Source organism: Burkholderia sp. PR2, from assembly GCF_052372875.1.
Classification (GTDB): domain Bacteria; phylum Pseudomonadota; class Gammaproteobacteria; order Burkholderiales; family Burkholderiaceae; genus Burkholderia; species Burkholderia diffusa.
The window spans coordinates 1067843-1087296 of the sequence record NZ_JBQRWH010000004.1; the positions used below are offsets into that span (position 1 = coordinate 1067843).

General features: G+C 67.5%; 19 protein-coding genes. 11 read left to right on the forward strand and 8 right to left on the reverse strand.

The window, feature by feature from the left end:
• Window positions 1-17: 17 nt before the first annotated feature.
• Both ACT2FV_RS22240 and ACT2FV_RS22245 read left to right on the forward strand, forming a co-directional pair.
• The gene (locus ACT2FV_RS22240) at window positions 18-1007 is read left to right on the forward strand and encodes a 2-hydroxyacid dehydrogenase (RefSeq protein WP_059607105.1); all 990 of its coding nucleotides are present in this window, start codon (window positions 18-20) and stop codon (window positions 1005-1007) included.
• A complete protein-coding gene (locus tag ACT2FV_RS22245; RefSeq protein WP_124623345.1) occupies window positions 1004-2482 on the forward strand; it encodes a DNA recombination protein RmuC in 1479 nt (492 codons plus the stop codon). The genes ACT2FV_RS22240 and ACT2FV_RS22245 overlap by 4 nt, the downstream gene beginning before the upstream one ends.
• 96 nt (window positions 2483-2578) lie before the next feature.
• Here the strand turns inward: ACT2FV_RS22245 and ACT2FV_RS22250 are convergent, their stop codons facing one another.
• The 6 genes from ACT2FV_RS22250 to ACT2FV_RS22275 form a co-directional block, all read right to left on the reverse strand.
• A complete protein-coding gene (locus ACT2FV_RS22250; RefSeq protein WP_444504811.1) occupies window positions 2579-3064 on the reverse strand; it encodes a GNAT family N-acetyltransferase in 486 nt (161 codons plus the stop codon).
• On the reverse strand, window positions 3061-3336 hold the full coding sequence (locus ACT2FV_RS22255) for a hypothetical protein (RefSeq protein ID WP_006476519.1): 276 nt from the start codon (window positions 3334-3336) through the stop codon (window positions 3061-3063). The genes ACT2FV_RS22250 and ACT2FV_RS22255 overlap by 4 nt, the downstream gene beginning before the upstream one ends.
• A gap of 36 nt (window positions 3337-3372) precedes the next feature.
• Complete coding sequence (moeA, locus tag ACT2FV_RS22260) at window positions 3373-4668, reverse strand: molybdopterin molybdotransferase MoeA (RefSeq protein WP_444504812.1); 1296 nt, start codon at window positions 4666-4668, stop codon at window positions 3373-3375.
• Window positions 4669-4773: 105 nt separating this feature from the next.
• A complete protein-coding gene (gene mobA, locus ACT2FV_RS22265) occupies window positions 4774-5391 on the reverse strand; it encodes a molybdenum cofactor guanylyltransferase MobA (RefSeq protein WP_124623341.1) in 618 nt (205 codons plus the stop codon).
• 28 nt (window positions 5392-5419) lie between these two features.
• The gene (gene moaA / locus ACT2FV_RS22270; protein WP_444504813.1) at window positions 5420-6532 is read right to left on the reverse strand and encodes a GTP 3',8-cyclase MoaA; all 1113 of its coding nucleotides are present in this window, start codon (window positions 6530-6532) and stop codon (window positions 5420-5422) included.
• 131 nt (window positions 6533-6663) lie between these two features.
• Window positions 6664-9798 carry an Rne/Rng family ribonuclease gene (locus ACT2FV_RS22275; RefSeq protein ID WP_444504814.1) on the reverse strand — a complete coding sequence of 1045 codons (3135 nt, stop codon included), beginning with the start codon at window positions 9796-9798 and terminating at the stop codon, window positions 6664-6666.
• Window positions 9799-10522: 724 nt separating this feature from the next.
• Here ACT2FV_RS22275 and ACT2FV_RS22280 point away from each other — a divergent pair.
• From ACT2FV_RS22280 to ACT2FV_RS22295, 4 genes are read left to right on the forward strand one after another with little or no spacing between them, the layout of a single operon-like run.
• A complete protein-coding gene (locus ACT2FV_RS22280; protein ID WP_059607020.1) occupies window positions 10523-11527 on the forward strand; it encodes an RluA family pseudouridine synthase in 1005 nt (334 codons plus the stop codon).
• A 5-nt stretch (window positions 11528-11532) separates the two neighbouring features.
• Entirely contained in the window at window positions 11533-12192 is a 660-nt protein-coding gene (locus ACT2FV_RS22285) for an HAD-IA family hydrolase (RefSeq protein WP_059607022.1), read from the forward strand.
• Window positions 12189-12599, forward strand: a complete 411-nt coding sequence (locus tag ACT2FV_RS22290; protein WP_059607024.1) for a Rieske (2Fe-2S) protein — start codon at window positions 12189-12191, stop codon at window positions 12597-12599. The genes ACT2FV_RS22285 and ACT2FV_RS22290 overlap by 4 nt, the downstream gene beginning before the upstream one ends.
• 12 nt (window positions 12600-12611) lie before the next feature.
• Window positions 12612-13604 carry a S49 family peptidase gene (locus ACT2FV_RS22295; protein ID WP_124623335.1) on the forward strand — a complete coding sequence of 331 codons (993 nt, stop codon included), beginning with the start codon at window positions 12612-12614 and terminating at the stop codon, window positions 13602-13604.
• A gap of 72 nt (window positions 13605-13676) precedes the next feature.
• On the opposite strand, the gene ACT2FV_RS22300 is transcribed toward ACT2FV_RS22295, so the two are convergent.
• Both ACT2FV_RS22300 and ACT2FV_RS22305 read right to left on the reverse strand, forming a co-directional pair.
• On the reverse strand, window positions 13677-14399 hold the full coding sequence (locus tag ACT2FV_RS22300) for an SAM-dependent methyltransferase (RefSeq protein WP_059447957.1): 723 nt from the start codon (window positions 14397-14399) through the stop codon (window positions 13677-13679).
• Window positions 14396-15025, reverse strand: a complete 630-nt coding sequence (locus ACT2FV_RS22305; RefSeq protein ID WP_124902111.1) for a Maf-like protein — start codon at window positions 15023-15025, stop codon at window positions 14396-14398. The genes ACT2FV_RS22300 and ACT2FV_RS22305 overlap by 4 nt, the downstream gene beginning before the upstream one ends.
• 255 nt (window positions 15026-15280) lie before the next feature.
• Between ACT2FV_RS22305 and ACT2FV_RS22310 the strand changes: the two genes are divergently transcribed.
• The 5 genes from ACT2FV_RS22310 (at window position 15281) to fabD (ending at window position 19438) form a co-directional block, all read left to right on the forward strand.
• Window positions 15281-15916 (forward strand): YceD family protein, encoded by a 636-nt coding sequence (locus tag ACT2FV_RS22310; RefSeq protein WP_444505441.1) that lies wholly within the window; start codon window positions 15281-15283, stop codon window positions 15914-15916.
• A gap of 98 nt (window positions 15917-16014) precedes the next feature.
• On the forward strand, window positions 16015-16194 hold the full coding sequence (gene rpmF / locus ACT2FV_RS22315) for a 50S ribosomal protein L32 (RefSeq protein WP_006051932.1): 180 nt from the start codon (window positions 16015-16017) through the stop codon (window positions 16192-16194).
• 129 nt (window positions 16195-16323) lie between these two features.
• The gene (gene plsX, locus ACT2FV_RS22320) at window positions 16324-17430 is read left to right on the forward strand and encodes a phosphate acyltransferase PlsX (RefSeq protein ID WP_059607035.1); all 1107 of its coding nucleotides are present in this window, start codon (window positions 16324-16326) and stop codon (window positions 17428-17430) included.
• Complete coding sequence (locus ACT2FV_RS22325) at window positions 17431-18420, forward strand: beta-ketoacyl-ACP synthase III (protein ID WP_059607037.1); 990 nt, start codon at window positions 17431-17433, stop codon at window positions 18418-18420.
• Between the two features lie 85 nt (window positions 18421-18505).
• Entirely contained in the window at window positions 18506-19438 is a 933-nt protein-coding gene (fabD, locus tag ACT2FV_RS22330) for an ACP S-malonyltransferase (RefSeq protein ID WP_444504815.1), read from the forward strand.
• Window positions 19439-19454 lie beyond the last annotated feature (16 nt).

The window sequence follows — 19454 nt, forward strand, 5'->3', positions numbered from 1 at the left end:
GGCATGCGGAGATGGCGATGCAGAAGATCCTGGTCGCACGTCCGATCTTTCCGGACGTGATCGAACGGCTCGAGCAGTATTTCGAAGTCGACTGGAACAATGGCGATGCGCTCGCCCCCGACGCGCTCGCCGCGCGCCTCGCGGACAAGGACGGCGCGCTGACGGCGGGCGACCCGGTCGGCGCGGCCGCGCTCGCGGCGGCGCCGCGCCTGCGCGTCGTGTCGAACATGGCGGTCGGCTACAACAATTTCGACATGGCCGCGTTCAACGCTGCGAACGTGCTCGGCACCAATACGCCCGACGTGCTGAACGAATCCACCGCGGATTTCGGCTGGGCGCTGATGATGGCCGCCGCGCGGCGGATCGCCGAATCCGAGCACTGGTTGCGCGCCGGACACTGGAAGAAGTGGGCGTACGACGGTTTCCTCGGCAGCGACATTTACGGCTCGACACTCGGCGTCATCGGGATGGGGCGCATCGGTCAGGCACTCGCACGGCGCGCGCGCGGCTTCGGGATGCAGGTGATCTATCACAACCGGTCGCGGGTTGCGCCCGAGATCGAGGCCGAGCTGAACGCCGAATACGTGTCGAAGGATGCGTTGCTGGCGCGCGCCGATCACGTCGTTCTCGTGCTGCCGTACACGAAGGAGAACCATCACACGATCGGCGCGGCCGAGCTCGCGAAGATGAAGCCCACCGCGACGCTGACCAACATCGCGCGCGGCGGCATCGTCGACGACGCAGCGCTGGCCGTCGCGCTGCGCGCCGGGACGATCGCCGCGGCCGGCCTCGACGTCTATGAAGGCGAACCGAGCGTCCATCCAGCGCTGCTCGAGGTACCGAACGTCGTGCTGACGCCGCACATCGCGAGCGCGACCGAGAAGACGCGCCGTGCGATGGCGAACCTCGCGGCCGACAACCTGATCGCCGCGCTGGGCGAAGGGCCGCGCGCGGGGCAGCCGCCGAACCCGATCAACCCTGACGTAATCGGGAAGCCGCGCGCATGACGACGATGTTGTTGCTGGCGGCGGTCGTCGTGCTGGCCGTCGCGCTCGCGGTGGCGATCGTCGCGATCGTGCGCGGCGGCGGCCGCCACGACGATGCGGCCGTGCTGGGCGACCAGATCGAGGACGCCGCGCACGCGCAGGCGCTCGCGGTCGAGCGGCTCGAGCGCGAGCTGCGTGGCGAGATCGTCGAGAACGCACGAGGCTCGCGCACCGAGCTTGCTGGCAGTTTCTCGCAGCTTCAGCAGACGCTCGCGACGCAGCTCACGAGCATCGCGACCGTGCAGAACAATCAGATCGAGGGCTTCGCGCAACAGCTGGGCAAGCTCGTCGCGGGCAACGCGCAGCAGTTCGACGCGATGCGCGAGAGCGTGCAGCGCCAGGCGCAGCAGGCGCGTGAAGAGCAGACGGTCGCGCTGCGGCTGTTCGGTGACACGCTGAACCGGCAGCTCACGCAACTGACCGAGGCCAACGATCGCCGGATCGGCGAAGTGCGTGCGACGCTCGAACAGCGGCTGAAGGAAATCGAGACGAACAATGCGGCGAAGCTCGAGGAGATGCGCCGCACCGTCGACGAGAAGCTGCATGCGACGCTCGAACAGCGGCTCGGCGAATCGTTCAAGCTCGTGTCGGACCGGCTCGAGCAGGTACACCGCGGGCTCGGCGAGATGCAGACCCTCGCGGCTGGCGTTGGGGATCTGAAGAAGGTGCTGACCAACGTGAAGACGCGCGGCACCTGGGGCGAGGTGCAGCTCGAGGCCTTGCTCGAGCAGATGCTCACGCCCGACCAGTACGCGAAGAACGTCGCGACGGTGCCGAAGAGCAGCGAACGCGTCGAGTTCGCGATCCGGCTGCCGGGGCGCGACGCCGGCACGCGCGACGCGCCGCCGGTGTGGCTGCCGATCGACGCGAAATTCCCGCGCGAGGACTACGAACGGCTGATCGACGCGCAGGAGCGTGCCGATTCGGCGGCGGTCGAGGACGCGGCCCGTGCGCTCGAGGCGCGCGTGCGGTTGGAAGCGCGCACGATCGCCGAGAAGTACGTCGCACCGCCGCATACGACCGATTTCGCGCTGCTGTTCCTGCCGACCGAGGGGCTCTATGCGGAGATCCTGCGCCGCCCGGGGCTGACCGACCTGCTGCAGCGCGACTATCGCGTGACGGTGGCCGGGCCGACGACGCTGACTGCGCTGCTGAACAGTCTGCAGATGGGCTTCCGCACGCTCGCGATCGAGCAGCGCTCGAGCGAAGTGTGGCAGGTGCTCGGTGCAGTGAAGACCGAATTCGGCAAGTTCGGCGATGTGCTCGCGCGCACGAAGGCGCAGCTTGAAACGGTCACGCGCTCGATCGAGTCCGCCGAGCAGCGCACCCGCGTGATGAACCGCAAGCTGAAGCAGGTCGAGGCGTTGCCAGGTGAGACGGCCGCCGGGCTGCTCGGCACGGAAGGCGCCGATGGAGCCGATGCGGACGATGCATGACGCATCACGCGTACAGCCGAAGCCGGCTGGAAAGAAAAACGGGCGCCGCGGCGCCCGTTTTCTTTTGCAGCACCGACCGGCGTGGCCGGCCCGCGTTCAACGTGCGGCGAGCGTGTTCAGTGCATCCCCGGCGACGCGCACGATGCGCCACTCGGGCAGCACGGTCGCGCCCATCTTCTGGTAGAAGTCGATCGCCGGCTGGTTCCAGTCGAGCACCGACCATTCGAAACGAGCACAGCGGCGCTCGACTGCGAGTGCTGCGAGGTGCTGCAGCATCGCGGTGCCGAGGCCCGTGCCGCGCTGCGACGGCTGCACGTACAGATCCTCGAGATAGAGGCCGCGACGGCCGAGGAACGTCGAATAGTTGTGAAAGAACAGCGCATACGCGACGATCGCGCCGTCGCCCTCGGCCACCAGCGCTTCGGCGGCGGGGCGCTCGCCGAACAGCGCGTCGGCCAGATCGGCGTCGCTCGCGACGAACAGGTGCGTGAGCTTCTCGAACTCGGCCAGCTCGCGCATCAGCGCGAGGATCGCGCCGACGTCGCGCGTTTCCGCCGTGCGGATCAGCGGCGTGCCGCTCACGCTTCCTCCGGCGGATCGGACAGCACGATCTCGATGCCGCCGAAGCGCGACGCGACCCAGTTGTACGCGTGGCAGGCGATCCACAGCAGCACGAAACCAAGGATCGCGTTCAGCAGCAGCGCGCTCAGGATCGTGCTCAGTTCGACCATCCCGTAGCGGATGTACGCGACCAGGATGCCGAGCAGCACGATCGGCACGCTGAACGTCAGGTAGACGAGGATCAGCGCCTTAGCGGTCTGCCCCGCGGCGATCGACGAGATTTGTTTCTTCATGTGCGGATTGCCCCGTAGAGATATACCGATTGGAATTCAGATCAAGCCGTCGAGCGGCAGGATGTCGACCGGGGCGCCCGCGTCGACTGCTGCGCAATCGTGGCCCAGGACGATGAAACAGTTGGCGGCCGCGAGGCCGCTCAGCGATGCGGAACTTTGCGAACCGGCCGGCTCGACAAGCCACTGGCCGTCGGCGTCGCGCGTCGCGATGGCGCGCAGATATTCGGTACGGCCCGGGCGCTTTTTCAGCGCCTGCGTGCTGCGTGCCGTATACAGCGCCGGCGGTGGCGCATGCGCGCCGGCCAGCGTCAGCAGCGCGGGGCGCACGATCGCATAGAACGTCACGGCGGAGGCGACGGGATTGCCGGGCAGCCCGAAGAACAACACGTGGCCGGCGCCGTCGCCCGCAGGTGCGAGCGTGCCGCACGCGAGCGGCCGGCCGGGCCGCAGCGCGAGGCTAGCGAAGGTCACGTCGCCAAGCCGCGCCATCACGTCGCGCGTGAAATCGGCTTCGCCGACCGACACGCCGCCTGACGTGATCACCGCGTCCGCCTGTGCGGCGGCGGCATCGCGCAGCGCGCGCTCGAGGGCCGCCGGATCGTCGCGGACGATCCCGAGGTCGAGCGCGTCGATGTGCAGCCTTTCGAGCATCGCGACCAGCATCCCGCGATTGCTGTCATACAGCGTGCCGCGGCCGAGCGGCTCGCCGGGTTCGCGCAGTTCGTCGCCGGTCGAGAACACGGCGACGCGCACGCGGCGGCGCACCGTGACTTCGCGCAACCCGAACGATGCGAGCAGGCCGAGATCGGACGGGCGCAGGATGCGGCCAGCGGCAAGCGCGCAGGCGCCGCGCGCGAGGTCCTCGCCGGCCCGGCGGCAGTTTGCTCCGCGCGTGACGTCGTGCGCGGCGAAGCGGATGACGTCGCCGTCGACGCGTACGCGTTCCTGCGGAATGACCGTGTCGCATCCGGCCGGCATCGGCGCGCCGGTCATGATGCGGATGCACGTACCGGGCGCCACGGCTCCATCGAACGGATGGCCGGCGAACGCCGTGCCGGCGACCGTCAATGCGATGTCGGGGGCCGATGCAGGCGTGTGTGCGCCGCAGTCGAATGCATAGCCGTCCATTGCCGAGTTGTCGTACGCGGGAACGTCGAACGGCGCATTGACGTCGGCCGCGAGCACGCGGTCGAGGGCGTCATGCAGCGGCACCGTGTCGCACGCGTCGACCGGCACCGCGAACCGGCACGCGAGCGCCTGCGCATCGGCGAGCGACAACGGGGCAGCGGAATCGGGTGCGGTTCGGGAGGCGGGCGAGGATTGCGTGATCATCAGTGTGACTGCGCCGCAAGGCGTATCGGGTTCGTGGCCGGTGGCGCGCGGAGGGCGCCGGAGCGCGAAGGCGCATGCGGCGGGCGGGAACGGATGCCGGTGCCGTCAGCGGCGGGCAAGCGCGGCAAGTTCCTGCCAGGAGTTGGCATTGTAAAACGCACGCTCGTCGCAAAACTCGACTTCGACCGTCTTGTGGCGTGCGTACCACGCACGCACCTTGCGCTCGCCGGCCGCGAGTCCGGCCGCGAGATCGTCGGCGAGCGACGTTCGCAGCAGCGCGAACGTCGGCTGCGGCGAACGTGCCTGTTGCGCGTCGACGGTCACCGCCATCGCGATGTCGGCTTGCTGCGCATCGAGCGCCGCGTGCAGTCGTGCGACGAGGTCGGTCGGCAGATAGGGTGTGTCGCACGGCGAGCACGCGACGAGCGGTGCGCGCGCCGCCCGCATGCCGGCCAGCAGACCCGCCAGCGGGCCGGGGAAATCGGGTGTTTCGTCCGGCACGATGCGCGCGTCGAACGGCGCACCGAGCTCGGCGTAGCGATCGGTGTTGCGATTTGCGCTGATCAGCGTCTCGTCGACCTGCGGCGAGAGCCGGCGCAGCACGTGCAGCGCAAGCGGCGTGCCGTCGAGCAGTTGCAGGCCCTTGTCGGCGCCGTCCATGCGCGTCGCGCGCCCGCCCGCGAGCAGCAGGCCGGTGACGGAAGGCGAGGTGGAAGCGGACATCGCGGGAAATCGGGGCGGCGGGCGCGCGTCAGCCGCCGATGTACGACATTTCTACGCGCTTGCCGGCACCGTGGGGTGCCGCGTCGGCGGCCGCGCTGCCGCGCAGCTGCGAATAGCGGTCGGTGCGGGCCTGCCAGATCCGGGCGATCGCGGTCGCGATCTCGGCGTCGCTGGCGCCACCGCGCACCAGGGCACGCAGGTCATGGCCAGTTGACGCGAACAGGCACAGGTACAGCTTGCCTTCGGTCGACAACCGCGCGCGCGTGCAGTCGCCGCAAAATGCCTGTGTGACGCTCGAGATCACGCCGATTTCACCGCTGCCGTCCGCATAGCCCCAGCGCTGCGCGGTTTCCGCCGCCGTGTGCGGCTCGAGCGGCACGAGCGGGAACTGTTCGGCGATCCGTGCGACGACGTCCGCGGACGGCAGCACTTCGGTCATGTTCCAGCCGTTCGACGTGCCGACGTCCATGTATTCGATGAAACGCAGGATCACGCCGGTGCCGCGGAAGCGCTCGGCCATCGGCAGGATCTCGCTGTCGTTGGTGCCGCGCTTCACGACCATGTTGACCTTGACCGGCGCGAGGCCCGCGGCCTGCGCGGCGAAGATGCCGTCGAGCACGTCGGCGCTCGCGAAGTCGGCGTCGTTCATGCGCTTGAACAACGTATCGTCGAGCGCGTCGAGGCTGACCGTCACGCGCGTGAGGCCGGCATCCTTCAGCGCGCGCGCCTTGCGCGCGAGCAGCGAGCCATTGGTGGTCAGCGTCAGGTCGAGCGGGCGGCCGTCATGGGTCGTCAGGTGCGCGAGGCGCTCGATCAGGAATTCGAGGTTCTTGCGCAGCAGTGGTTCGCCGCCGGTGATCCGGATCTTTTCGACGCCGTGTGCGACGAACAGCCGCGCCACGCGTTCGATCTCCTCGTGCGTGAGCAGCGCGCTGTGCGGCAGGAACGGGTAGTTCTTGTCGAACACGTCGCGCGGCATGCAGTACACGCAACGGAAGTTGCAACGGTCCGTCACCGAGATGCGCAGGTCGCGCAGCGGCCTGGCGAACGTGTCGGCCAAGGCGCCGTCAGGGGTATGCGCGACGCCGGAGATATCCGGCATCCCGCTGACGTCTGCGAGGGGAATGATGCGTCGGGACATGTCGAAAGAAGTGCGAGCCAAGCTTCTATTCTAGCCGCAAGCGCCTGGCCGGGCCGGTGGGCGGAAACCCTCGGCGCGGAAATGGAAAAGCCCGCCGGGGGCGGGCTTTTCCTGGTCGGGCGATGCGCCGCTTAATGTTGCGACGTTTCGACCTGCTGCATCGGGGTCGGGTCGACCGGCGGCAGCGCCTTGCGCTCGCGCGGAACGCGGACCGCGCGCGGCAGGCGCGACGCGGCTTCCTGAGCAGCGCGGAACTTGTCGGCGTCGGTGTTCACCCACACGAGACCGGCTTGTTCCAGCACGGCATCGAGGCTCGCCGAAGCTGGCGCAGCGGCCGGTTGCACGGGCGCCGGAGCTGGCGCAGCAACGGCTTCGACCGGTGCGGTTTCGACGCGGGCCGGTTCGACGCGAGCGGGTTCGAGGCGAGCCGGTTCGACGTGAGCCGGTTCGACAACGGCCGGAACCGCTTCGGCTGCGACGACCGGTGCCGGTGCGGCCTGCTCGACGGGCGCGGACTGCGGCGCTTCGACGGCAGCGGGCGCGGCCGGCACTTCGAACGCATCGGTCGGCGAAACCGCGACCGGAGCCGGGCCGGCTTCCGGAGCAGCGGCCGGCGCGACCGGTGCCGATTCGGCTGCCGGTGCGACGACGGCGGGCTCGAGCGGTGCGACCGGCGTTGCTTCGACGCGAACCGGTGCCGGTTGCGGCTCGACTACGACCGGTGCGACCGGTACGGCCGTATGAGCCGGCTCGTCCGCGCTCGAGGGTTCCGTCGTCACGGCCTGCATGGCGACTTCGCCGTCCGCGCCTTGCTCGGCGTGGTCGACGACTGCGCCTTCGTCCTCGCGCTCGCGACGACCGCCACGGCGACCGCGGCGGCGGCGGCGACGTTCCTCGCCGTCACGTGCGCTGGCTTCCGCGTCGGCTGCGACATCGGCGCCCGGCAGGGCGACGGCTGCGGCCTGGTCGGCATCCGCTTCCGGATGGTTTTCGCCACGGGTGACGGTTTCGAGCGTCGCCGCGTGTTGCATCGGCTTGCGGCGCTCTCCGCGCTCGCGACGTTCGCCGCGCTCCTGGCGCTCGCCGCGGCCGGCTGCCTCGACGGCTTCCGGCTGCTCGGTGCGCTCGCGCGGTTCGCGGTTCTCGCGCGGTTCACGCGGCTCGCGGCCTTCGCGCGGGCCACGGCCTTCGCGACTTTCTCGACCCTCACGGCTTTCGCGCGGCTCGCGACCTTCACGCGGCTCGCGGCTTTCGCGCGGTTCGCGGCCTTCACGCGGTTCGCGGCCTTCACGCGGTTCGCGACCCTCGCGCGGCTCGCGACCTTCCTTGCCTTCGCGTTCCAGGCGTTGCGACTGGCCACGGCCTGCCGCTGCCTGGTCGCGGCCACCCTGAGCCTGCTGGGCGCCGCCACGGCGGTTGCGGTTGCGATCGCCGCCGCGCTGCTCGGTCTTCTCGGTCCGCTCGCGGGCCGGACGGGTTGCCTGTTCCTTGGCCGGTGCCGGTGCGACCGGCGCGGGCGCCGGAGCCGGCGACATGCCGAACAGACCCTTCAGCCAGCCGATGAAACCGCCGCTCGCCGCGGCGACCGGTGCGGGCGCCGCAACCGCCGGCTCGACCGGGCGCTGCGGTGCCGGGCTCGGTGCCGGACGCTCGGGCGTGATGCCCTTGACCGCCGCTTCCTGCTTCGGCTTCACGTCGGCCGCACGCTTGCTGTAGCCGGTTTCCGACTCCAGTTCGCGGGCGGCTTCCTCTGCCATCTTCCAGGACGCACGCGGATCGTCGAGGCGCGCGTCGTCATGGCGCAGGCGCTCGAGCTTGTAGTGCGGCGTATCGAGGTGCTTGTTCGGGATCAGCACGATGCCGACCTTGAAGCGCGACTCGATCTTGTTGATTTCCTGACGCTTTTCGTTGAGCAGGAAGGCGGTCACCTCGACCGGCACCTGGCAGTGGATCGCCGCGGTGTTTTCCTTCATCGCTTCTTCCTGAATGATCCGCAGGACCTGCAGCGCGGACGATTCGGTATCGCGGATGTGGCCGGTGCCGTTGCAGCGCGGGCACGTCACGTGGCTGCCTTCCGACAGGGCCGGACGCAGGCGCTGACGCGACAGTTCCATCAGGCCGAAGCGGGAGATCTTGCCCATCTGCACGCGTGCACGGTCATGCTTGAGCGCGTCTTTCAGGCGCTGCTCGACTTCGCGTTGGCTCTTCGCCGACTCCATGTCGATGAAGTCGATCACGATCAGGCCGCCGAGGTCGCGCAGGCGGAGCTGGCGGGCCACTTCGTCGGCCGCTTCGAGGTTCGTGCGGGTCGCCGTTTCCTCGATGTCCGCACCCTTGGTCGCGCGCGCCGAGTTCACGTCGATCGCGACGAGCGCTTCGGTGTGGTCGATCACGATCGCGCCGCCCGACGGCAGCGGCACCGTGCGCGAGTAGGCCGTTTCGATCTGGTGCTCGATCTGGAAGCGGGAGAACAGCGGCACGTCGTCGTGGTAGCGCTTCACCTTCGACACGTTGTCCGGCATCACGATGTCCATGAACGCACGGGCCTGATCGTAGATCTCGGTCGTGTCGATCAGGATTTCGCCGATATCGGGCTGGAAATAGTCCCGGATCGCGCGGATCACGAGGCTCGATTCCAGGTAGATCAGCATCGGCTGGCCGGAGTTGCCGCTTTGCGACGCCGCTTCGATCGCGCGCCACAGTTGCAGCAGGTAGTTCAGGTCCCACTGCAGTTCCTCGGCGCTGCGGCCGATGCCCGCGGTACGGGCGATCATGCTCATGCCGTCCGGAATCTGCAGTTGCGACATCGTTTCGCGCAGTTCCTGGCGCTCGTCGCCCTCGATCCGGCGCGATACACCGCCGCCGCGCGGATTGTTCGGCATCAGCACCAGGTAGCGGCCGGCGAGCGAGATGAAGGTCGTGAGGGCGGCGCCCTTGTTGCCGCGCTCTTCCTTCTCGACCTGGACGATCAGCTCCTGGCCTTCGCGCAGGGCATCCTGGATGCGCGCGGAGCGCATGTCGATGCCTTCCTTGAAGTACTGGCGGGCGACTTCCTTGAACGGCAGGAAGCCGTGGCGATCTTCGCCGTAGTTGACGAAGCACGCTTCGAGCGACGGCTCGATGCGGGTGACGACACCTTTGTAGATATTGCCTTTGCGCTGTTCGCGCCCGGCTGTCTCGATGTCGATGTCGATGAGCTTTTGCCCATCAACGATGGCGACGCGCAGCTCCTCCTGCTGCGTCGCATTGAACAGCATGCGTTTCATGTACGACTCCAGGCGGCTCCGCAGCCGGCGCCTCGCGGTTGTCAGTCGCGAGGGCGGGAACGACGGCAGGCCGCACCTTGTTGTGTTGTCACAAGCACGCTGGAGCGGGAACGATGGCGGGGAGAATTGCCTGAAGAGGCGCTTGGGCCCGAAAGACGGGGCCGGCGGCCGTAGGGCACCTGCGAATACGGCTTCAAAGCACGGCGTTCACACACCGCACGCTGCAAAAAAGCGCGCTAAGCCTGAGTCCGCGCATTGCCACGGGCGCGCGCAATGCGTCGCGCGCGCCGACGGGCGGCAGATGCTGCGGCTTGGGCCGCAGCGGGGAGTATCGAATCCAGCCCGACTTTCCCGCTTGGGGTGTACTTCCCTGGTTTGACGTCGCCAAGCCCCGCACGCTTCGCGGGGCCAAATCGGGCGCAACGCCGTAATTTTCGCAACCGGCAGCCTGCGGACGCACTTCGCGCCGTCGGGCTGCCGATCAAATTCTTTTCAACCAACTTTCCGTTACCGCGGCGCCTTGCCGACCGAATCCGCCTGTGGGCGCGATCCTTGCCGACGGGCGGCGCCGTGCGTGCAACTTGCTGCATCTCTTTGATTAGGGGCGAGCAGCGGACCCCCGGCGCAAGTAAAATAATGGTTTCCGCTTGCACCTTGCCCGACTCGGTCGGGGCCGGCCGGTCAGGCCACCCTCAACGTCAGGCTGGGCAAAATTATATTCAGTATGAATGAGTTAGGCAAAATATCCCAGAATTCAGTCGCAAGCGGCCAGGTATCGATGATCGAGATCGACGAAAACTCGGCCGGTCAGCGGATCGACAACTTCCTGTTGCGCGTCTGTAAAGGCGTGCCGAAAAGCCATATTTACCGGATCCTGCGCAGCGGCGAGGTGCGCGTGAACAAGGGCCGGATCGATGCGCAGTACCGGCTCGCCCTCGGCGACATCGTGCGCGTACCGCCCGTGCGCGTGGCGGCGGCGGACCTCGCGCGCGCCGACACGCCGATCGTGCCGCCCGCGCAATTCGAGGTGCTGTACGAAGATGACGCCATGCTCGTCATCAACAAGCCGGCCGGCGTCGCCGTGCACGGCGGCAGCGGCGTTGCGTTCGGCGTGATCGAGCAGATGCGTCAGGCGCGTCCGCGCGCGAAGTTCCTCGAACTCGTGCATCGGCTCGACCGCGAGACGTCCGGGATCCTGATGCTCGCGAAGAAGCGCTCGGCGCTCGTCGGCCTGCACGAGCAGATTCGCGAGAACCGGATGGACAAGCGTTACTTCGCGTGCGGACATGGAGAATGGCAGGCCGACTGGGGCCGCCGCCGTGCGGTGAAGGCGCCGCTGTTCAAGTATTCGACCCCGGAAGGGGAGCGGAGGGTGCGCGTGCAGGACGACGGCCTGCCGTCGCACACGGTGTTCAACCTGATCGAGCGCTGGCCGGACTATGCGCTGGTCGAAGCGGAACTCAAAACGGGTCGGACCCATCAGATTCGTGTGCACCTCGCGCATCTCGGCCTGCCGATCGCCGGCGACGCCAAGTATGGCGACTTCGCACTGAACAAGGCGCTGGCGCGCGCGAATGCGCAGCCGTCGCTCAAGCGGATGTTCCTGCACGCGCACCGGCTGAAGCTCACCCATCCGTTGACCGGCGAGGCGCTGCAGTTCGACGCGCCGCTGCCGGACGAATGCCGGCGCTTCCTCGATCAACTCAGCGCTCTGCGCGATACCGCCTGACTCGCATGGCCCGACAGCAATTTGACCTGATCGTCTTCGACTGGGACGGCACACTGATGGATTCGACTGCGCACATCGCGCACAGCATCCAGGCCGCGTGCCGCGATCTCGGCCTGCCCACGCCGTCGGACGAGGCGTCCCGCTATGTGATCGGCCTCGGCCTGCGCGATGCGCTTCAGATTACTGCGCCGACCCTCGATCCGTCCGACTATCCGCGGCTGGCCGAACGTTATCGCCATCACTACTTGCTGGACGATCAGCGCATCGAGCTGTTCGCCGGCGTGCGCGAACTGCTCGCGGAATTGCGCGACATGGGTTACCTGCTCGCGGTCGCGACCGGCAAGGGCCGCGTCGGGCTGAACCGCGTGCTCGACCAGTCAAAGCTGACGAGCCTGTTCGATGCGACGCGCTGCGCGGACGAAACGTTCTCGAAGCCGCACCCGGCGATGCTTCACGAACTGTCGCGCGAATTGGGGCAGGATCTTGCGCGTACCGTGATGATCGGCGACACCACGCACGACCTGCAGATGGCCGCCAGTGCCGGGGCCGCCGGCATCGGTGTTTCGTATGGTGCGCACACGGCCGATGCGCTGGCCGCGCTGACGCCGCGCTTCGTCGCGCCGGACGTCGGCGCGCTGGCGGCGTGGCTGCGGGAGCACGCATGAGCACGGCGCCGGAAGTCGTGCGCGTGTGCGCATCGGACGCGCTGGCCGACGGCGGTGCCGGCGTGCGCGTCGACGCATCGCTGCGCGGCGAGCAGGCGGTCGTGTTCTTCGTGCGCTACGAAGGTCGTGCGTACGGCTACCTGAACCGCTGCGCGCACGTGCCGATGGAACTCGACTGGGCCGAAGGGCAGTTCTTCGAGTCGTCGGGCTTGTACCTGATGTGTGCGACGCACGGCGCGATCTACGCGCCGGATACCGGCAAGTGTGTCGGCGGCCCGTGCCGCGGCGGTCGCCTGCGACCGGTCGAAGTCGACGAGCGCGACACGCCGGACGGGCGTGCGGTATTCTGGGTGCCGGATGCCGACCTGGGCCCCGCCGCTCCGCCCCCTTCCGCCACGACCGACTGAAGACATTACTGCATGGCCGACCAACCGAACATCCCTGATTCCTCCTCCCGTCCCGACAGCCGCGAACCGAACTGGGAGCGTGCGGCGCTCGAGCGGATCGCGCTCGCGGCCGTCAAGGAACAGCGCGCGGCGCGGCGCTGGAAGATCTTCTTCCGCTTTGCGTTTCTCGGCGTATTCGTGCTGCTCGCGTTCGCGCTGATCGATTTCTCGAGCGACTCGAAGTTCTCGTCGAGCGGGCGCCACACGGCGCTCGTGACGATCGACGGCGAGATCGCGGCGGGCACCAACGCGAATGCCGACGACATCAATACGGCGCTGGATGCCGCTTTCGACGACAGCGGCACGGCCGGCGTCGTGCTGCGGATCAACAGCCCGGGCGGCAGCCCGGTGCAGGCAGGAATGGTCTATGACGAGATTCGCCGGCTCCGCACGAAGTATCCGGACAAGCCGTTGTACGTCGTCGTGACCGACATGTGCGCATCGGGTGGCTATTACATTGCGTCCGCCGCCGACAAGATCTTCGTCGACAAGGCGAGTATCGTCGGCTCGATCGGGGTGCTGATGGACGGGTTCGGTTTCACGGGCCTGATGGGCAAGCTGGGCGTCGATCGCCGCCTGCACACGGCGGGTGAAAACAAGGGCTTTTACGACCCGTTCTCGCCCGACACGCCGAAGATGGATGCCCATGCGCAGGCGCTGCTCGACCAGGTCCATGCGCAGTTCATCAAGGCCGTGAAGGATGGCCGCGGCAAGCGGCTGCACGAAACGCCTGACATGTTCTCGGGCCTGTTCTGGACCGGCGAGAAGAGCGTCGAGCTCGGGCTCGCCGACGGCTACGGCACGACCGACACGGTCGCCCGCGATGTGCTGAAGGCGCCGGATCTCGTCGACTACACGGTGAAGGAAAGCCTGACGAATCGTGTTGCGCGCAAGTTCGGCGCGGCGGTCGGCGGTGCCGCGATGAAGGCGCTGACCGCGGGCGGCACGTCGTTCAGCCTGCGCTGAGCGCCAGCCGGCCGGCGCCGCGCCGATTGGGGCGGGGCGCCCCGTGCCGCGAGGCTGTTGCCGGTGCCGATCTCAGTTCGCGAGCAGCAGGAAGATGGCAGGGCGCTTGTGCAGGTTCGGCGCCGGCGCCTTTTTCCAGTCGGCCACCGAACGGCTGGCGATCGTCTCGGTTTCGAGGGTCAAGTCGGCCGCGACGCAGATCTGCGTCGACGGCGCGCAGGTCGCGACGAGCGTATCGAGCATCGCATGGTTCCGGTACGGCGTCTCGATGAAGATCTGCGTCTGGCGCGCCTTGCGCGACAGCTGCTCGAGTTCACGCAGGCGTTTCGCGCGCGCGGCCGCATCGACCGGCAGATAGCCGTTGAACGCGAAACTCTGGCCGTTCAGGCCCGATGCCATCAGCGCTAGCAAGATCGAACTCGGCCCGACGAGCGGCACGACCTTCACGCCGCGCTCGTGCGCCCGGCGGACCAGCAGCGCGCCGGGATCGGCAACGGCGGGGCAGCCGGCCTCGGATACGAGCCCGGCGTCCGCGCCCGCCAGTACCGGTGCGAGCAGCCGGTCGATCTCGCCGGCCGGCGTATTGACGTTCAGTTCCCGAATCTCGATCTCCTGGATCGGCCGCGTCGTGCCGATCTTCTTCAGGAACGCGCGGGTCGTTTTCGCGTTTTCGCCGATGTAGTAGCCGAGCGTGCCGGCGCGCGCCTGCACGGCCGCGGGCAGCACGGCGGCGAGCATCGATGCGTCGCCTTCGCCGAGGGTGTTCGGGACGAGATAGAGCGTGCCGGCCGTCATGCGCGGTCTCCCTGGGTAGCGAACAATGGATAGCCCGCGGCGCGCAGCATCCGCGTGAGCGCGATCAGCGGCAGGCCGACGAGAGCCGTGGGGTCGTCGGAGTCGATGGCATCCAGCAGCGCGATGCCGAGCCCTTCTGACTTCGCGCTGCCGGCGACGTCGTACGGCGTTTCCGCGCGCAGGTAAGCGTCGAGTTCGGCTTCGGACAGCGAGCGGAAGCGCACGTGCGTGACGACGTCCTCGCTCCAGGTTTCACCCGTGCGGCTGTCGTACAGGCTGAGCGCACTGTGGAATTCGACGTCGCGGCCCTGCATCGACAGGAGCTGCGCGAGCGCGCGCTCGTGCGTGCCGGGCTTGCCGATCTGGCGGCCGTCGAACGTCGCGACCTGGTCCGACCCGATCACGAGCACGCCGTCCGGCGCGTCGATCGTCGCGGCGACCGCGCGCGCCTTCGCGCCGGCGAGGCGCAGTGCGGTCTCGGCCGGCGCTTCTCCTGCGAGCGGGGTTTCGTCGAGGTCGGGTGACATGACGTCGAACGGCATGCCGAGGCGCTCGAGGAGCGCGCGGCGGTAGCGGGAACTGGAGGCGAGAATCAGCCGCGGCGGGCGGCAAACGGTATCCGGCATGGTCGGTTGGGTCGATGAGTCGTCAGGTGTGGCGCGGTGTTGCGAGGGCGCAAGCATAAGTGATTGACCGAAAAAGGTAAAACAGGTATGCTTTCCCGCTTTTCATCGGCAGGCTTTCGCTGTGGTGGCGCCTGCCGGGTCGTCGGACGTAAAGTACGTAATCGTACGCGGCGTAGATCGCGCACGTGTGCGGCGCCAAATATGTGGCGCCAGCAAGTCGGGTCCCGCAAGTCAGCCTGTAGGCAGGAGCGCAACATGAACACTTCTTCTGGCAAACCTGCGGCGTCGCTTGATCCGCACGCGGTCGACCTGTTCGAATTGGCCCGCAGCGGGCGGCAAGCAGCGGGTGCCGTGCGTCTGTCGCAGCTGCCGCGCATGCTGAACGAAGTGCCGGCGGACGCGCCCGATCGCGACACGGTCTTCACGTGGCAGGCCGAAGGGTTCACCCAGAAAGAGTTGCAGGACGACGGCGCCGATGGGCAGCAGCCGTATCTGCGCCTCGCGGTGCATGGCCATGCGTGGCTCACGTGCCAGCGCTGCATGACCCCGTACGACCAGACGTTCGACGTCGACATGACGTACCGGGTCGTTGCGACCGAAGAAGAAGCTGAAGAATTTCCGCTCGACGACGATGAAGCCGATGTGATCGTGGGCTCACGCCAGTTCGATCTCGTCGACTTGATCGAAGAGGAGTTGCTGCTTTCGTTGCCGCTCGTGCCCAAGCACGAGGTTTGCCCGGCAGTTCACGAAAGCCTCGTGTCGGGTGCGAGCGGTCCTTCGGAAGACGCGGACGACGAGTCCGCCGAAGACGAGGACGAAGGCAAACGGCCGAATCCGTTCGCGGCGCTGGAAGCGCTGAAGAAGGACGGGGACGGCGGCAAGAAACACTAAGCAGTTGTGGCGCGGGAAGGCGTAAGGGCTTTGGGCCAGGGTAGTTAAGCGCCGGATCGGGCTGTGTTAGAATCCGGAAAATTATTTAGGAGTTAGTCATGGCAGTCCAGCAAAACAAGAAGTCGCCGTCGAAGCGCGGCATGCATCGTTCGCACGATTTCCTGACGGCAGCGCCGCTGGCAGTCGAGCCGAGCACGGGTGAAGTGCATCTGCGTCACCACGTCAGCCCGAACGGCTACTATCGCGGCAAGAAAGTCGTCAAGACGAAGAACGACTAAGCGTCAAGTCACGCGTTGCGCGCTACGTTCGCCGTTCGCGTGACAACTGGTTCGCTTGACACTTTCCTGGCTCAACAAAAAGGCGGCATTCAACTGCCGCTTTTTTGTGCCTGAAATTCGTCGCATTCCATGACCGTAAAGCTCACAATCGATTGCATGGGAGGCGACCACGGCCCGTCCGTGACCGTTCCCGCGGCAGTCAAGTTCGTCCGCGCGCATCCCGATGCGCACCTGATGCTCGTCGGCATCGAAAGCGCGATCCGCGCTCAGCTGAAAAAGCTGAAAGCCCTCGACGATCCCGCGCTGACCATCGTGCCCGCCACCGAAGTCGTGGCGATGGACGACCCTGTCGAAGTGGCGCTGCGCAAGAAGAAGGATTCTTCGATGCGTGTCGCGCTCAACCACGTCAAGGACGGCGCGGCCCAGGCCTGTATCTCCGCCGGCAATACCGGTGCGCTGATGGCCGTTTCCCGTTACGTGCTCAAGACGCTGCCCGGCATCGAGCGGCCCGCGATCGCGTTCGCGCTGCCGAACCCGACCGGCTACACGATGATGCTGGACCTCGGCGCGAACGTCGACTGCGAGCCGCAGCACCTGCTGCAGTTCGCGGAGATGGGGCACGCGCTCGTTGCCGCGCTCGAAGGCAAGGAGCGTCCGACGATCGGCCTGTTGAACATCGGCGAAGAGGTCATCAAGGGCAACGAGACGATCAAGCGCGCAGGGGAACTGCTGCGCGCCAGCACGCTGAATTTCCGCGGCAACGTCGAAGGCAACGACATCTATAAAGGCACGGTCGACGTGATCGTCTGCGACGGCTTCGTCGGCAACGTCGCGCTGAAGACGTCCGAAGGGCTCGCGCAGATGCTCTCCGACATCATCCGCGAGGAGTTCGGCCGTTCGCTGATGTCGAAGCTGATGGCGCTGCTTGCGCTGCCGGTGCTGATGCGTTTCAAGAAGCGCGTCGATCACCGCCAGTACAACGGCGCGGCGCTGCTGGGGCTGAAGAGCCTCGTGATCAAAAGCCACGGTTCGGCCGATGCCTATGCGTTTGAGTGGGCGATCAAACGCGGGTATGATGCCGTCAAAAACGGCGTGCTGGAGCGCCTCGCGCGCGCGATGGCGGACAATTCGGTGTCGCTCGGCGACGGCGAACACGACGCGGGCGGCGCGGGCCAGACGAGCCCGGCCGCAGGCCATCACGCCGAACCTTCCGCTGCGCAATCCTCTAAAGCATAAATGGCCCAATCGACTCTCTATTCCCGCGTGCTCGGCACGGGCAGCTATCTGCCGCCCGACCGCGTCACGAACCAGCAGCTCGCCGATCGACTCGCGAAGGAAGGCATCGAGACGAGCGATGAGTGGATCGTTGCGCGCACGGGCATCCATGCGCGTCACTTCGCCGCACCGGACGTCACGACGAGCGACCTCGCGCTCGAGGCGTCGCGTCGTGCGATCGAAATGGCCGGTATCGATCCGCAGTCGATCGACCTGATCATCGTCGCGACTTCGACCCCCGATTTCGTGTTTCCCAGCACGGCGTGCCTGCTGCAGAACAAGCTCGGCATCAAGAACGGCGGCGCGGCATTCGATGTGCAGGCCGTGTGCTCCGGCTTCGCCTATGCGATGGCGACGGCAGACAGCTTCATCCGCAGTGGCCAGCACCGCACGGCGCTCATCGTCGGCGCGGAGACGTTCTCGCGCATTCTCGATTTCAAGGACCGGACGACCTGCGTGCTGTTCGGCGACGGCGCGGGCGCGGTGATCCTGTCCGCATCGGAAGAGCCGGGCGTGCTCGGCAGCGCGCTGCACGCGGATGGCAGTTATTCGAACATCCTCTGCACACCGGGCAACGTCAATCGCGGCGTGATCGACGGCAGCGCGTTCCTGTACATGGACGGGCAGGCCGTGTTCAAGCTCGCGGTCAACGTGCTCGAAAAGGTCGCGATCGAGGCGCTCGCCAAGGCGAATCTCGCGCCGGAGCAGATCGACTGGCTGATTCCGCACCAGGCCAACATCCGCATCATGACCAGCACCTGCCGCAAGCTCGGCCTGCCGCAGGAGCGCATGGTCGTGACGGTCGACCAGCACGGCAACACGTCGGCTGCGTCGATCCCGCTGGCGCTCGACACCGCGGTGCGCGACGGCCGCATCCAGCGCGGTCAGCACGTGCTGATCGAAGGCGTCGGCGGTGGCTTCACGTGGGGCGCATCCGTCTTCCGCTACTGATCCGCGGCGCGCAATGGCTGCGCGCGGATCCCGAACCGGCGCGCCGTTCGCGCGCGCCGTCCGAATCGATTCAATTGGGGACGATATGAAATTTGCATTCGTTTTTCCGGGGCAGGGCTCGCAGTCGGTCGGCATGCTCAACGCATTCGCCGATCTGGCCGTCGTGCGCGAGACGCTTCAGGAAGCATCCGATGCACTCAATCAGGATCTCGGCAAGCTGATCGCCGAAGGTCCGGCCGAAGAACTGAATCTGACCACCAACACGCAGCCCGTGATGCTGACGGCCGCCTACGCGTGCTACCGCGCATGGCAGCAGGCCGGCGGCCCGGCCCCGTCGATCGTCGCGGGCCACAGCCTCGGCGAATACACGGCGCTCGTCGCCGCGGGCGCGATCGCGTTCAAGGACGCGGTGCCGCTCGTGCGCTTCCGGGCGCAGGCGATGCAGACGGCCGTGCCGGTCGGCGAGGGCGGCATGGCCGCGATCCTGGGTCTCGATGACGACACGGTGCGCGCGGTGTGTGTCGAAGCCGCGCAAGCGGGCGTCGTCGAAGCCGTGAACTTCAACGCTCCGGCGCAGGTCGTGATCGCGGGCGCGAAGGCGGCCGTCGAGAAGGCCTGCGAGATCGCGAAGGCGAAGGGCGCGAAGCGCGCGTTGCCGCTGCCCGTGTCGGCGCCGTTCCATTCGTCGCTGCTCAAGCCGGCGTCGGACCAGTTGCGCGACTATCTCGCGAACGTCGACGTGAAGGCGCCGCAGATTCCGGTCGTCAACAACATCGACGTCGCGGTGGCCAGCGATCCGGCCGCGATCAAGGACGCGCTGGTGCGCCAGGCCGCGGGCCCGGTGCGCTGGGTCGAATGCGTGCAGCACATCGCGGGCACGGGCGTCACGCACGTGATCGAATGCGGTCCGGGCAAGGTGCTGTCGGGCCTGACGAAGCGCATCGACGGCAACCTGGTCGGCGCATCGGTGTTCGATCCGGCTTCGCTCGACGAAGCACTGAAGCTGGCGACCGCCTGACGCGGCGCCTTTCCTC

Bases quoted from the DNA above. Each gene is read 5' to 3' on its own strand.
- ACT2FV_RS22325 (WP_059607037.1), top strand. From the start codon at position 17,431: ATGGCCCAATCGACTCTCTATTCCCGCGTGCTCGGCACGGGCAGCTAT.
- ACT2FV_RS22275 (WP_444504814.1), bottom strand. From the start codon at position 9,798: ATGAAACGCATGCTGTTCAATGCGACGCAGCAGGAGGAGCTGCGCGTC.
- rpmF (WP_006051932.1), top strand. From the start codon at position 16,015: ATGGCAGTCCAGCAAAACAAGAAGTCGCCGTCGAAGCGCGGCATGCAT.
- moeA (WP_444504812.1), bottom strand. From the start codon at position 4,668: ATGATCACGCAATCCTCGCCCGCCTCCCGAACCGCACCCGATTCCGCT.
- mobA (WP_124623341.1), bottom strand. From the start codon at position 5,391: ATGTCCGCTTCCACCTCGCCTTCCGTCACCGGCCTGCTGCTCGCGGGC.
- ACT2FV_RS22300 (WP_059447957.1), bottom strand. From the start codon at position 14,399: ATGACGGCCGGCACGCTCTATCTCGTCCCGAACACCCTCGGCGAAGGC.
- plsX (WP_059607035.1), top strand. From the start codon at position 16,324: ATGACCGTAAAGCTCACAATCGATTGCATGGGAGGCGACCACGGCCCG.
- moaA (WP_444504813.1), bottom strand. From the start codon at position 6,532: ATGTCCCGACGCATCATTCCCCTCGCAGACGTCAGCGGGATGCCGGAT.
- fabD (WP_444504815.1), top strand. From the start codon at position 18,506: ATGAAATTTGCATTCGTTTTTCCGGGGCAGGGCTCGCAGTCGGTCGGC.
- ACT2FV_RS22285 (WP_059607022.1), top strand. From the start codon at position 11,533: ATGGCCCGACAGCAATTTGACCTGATCGTCTTCGACTGGGACGGCACA.
- ACT2FV_RS22240 (WP_059607105.1), top strand. From the start codon at position 18: ATGCAGAAGATCCTGGTCGCACGTCCGATCTTTCCGGACGTGATCGAA.
- ACT2FV_RS22305 (WP_124902111.1), bottom strand. From the start codon at position 15,025: ATGCCGGATACCGTTTGCCGCCCGCCGCGGCTGATTCTCGCCTCCAGT.
- ACT2FV_RS22280 (WP_059607020.1), top strand. From the start codon at position 10,523: ATGAATGAGTTAGGCAAAATATCCCAGAATTCAGTCGCAAGCGGCCAG.
- ACT2FV_RS22245 (WP_124623345.1), top strand. From the start codon at position 1,004: ATGACGACGATGTTGTTGCTGGCGGCGGTCGTCGTGCTGGCCGTCGCG.
- ACT2FV_RS22295 (WP_124623335.1), top strand. From the start codon at position 12,612: ATGGCCGACCAACCGAACATCCCTGATTCCTCCTCCCGTCCCGACAGC.
- ACT2FV_RS22290 (WP_059607024.1), top strand. From the start codon at position 12,189: ATGAGCACGGCGCCGGAAGTCGTGCGCGTGTGCGCATCGGACGCGCTG.
- ACT2FV_RS22255 (WP_006476519.1), bottom strand. From the start codon at position 3,336: ATGAAGAAACAAATCTCGTCGATCGCCGCGGGGCAGACCGCTAAGGCG.
- ACT2FV_RS22310 (WP_444505441.1), top strand. From the start codon at position 15,281: ATGAACACTTCTTCTGGCAAACCTGCGGCGTCGCTTGATCCGCACGCG.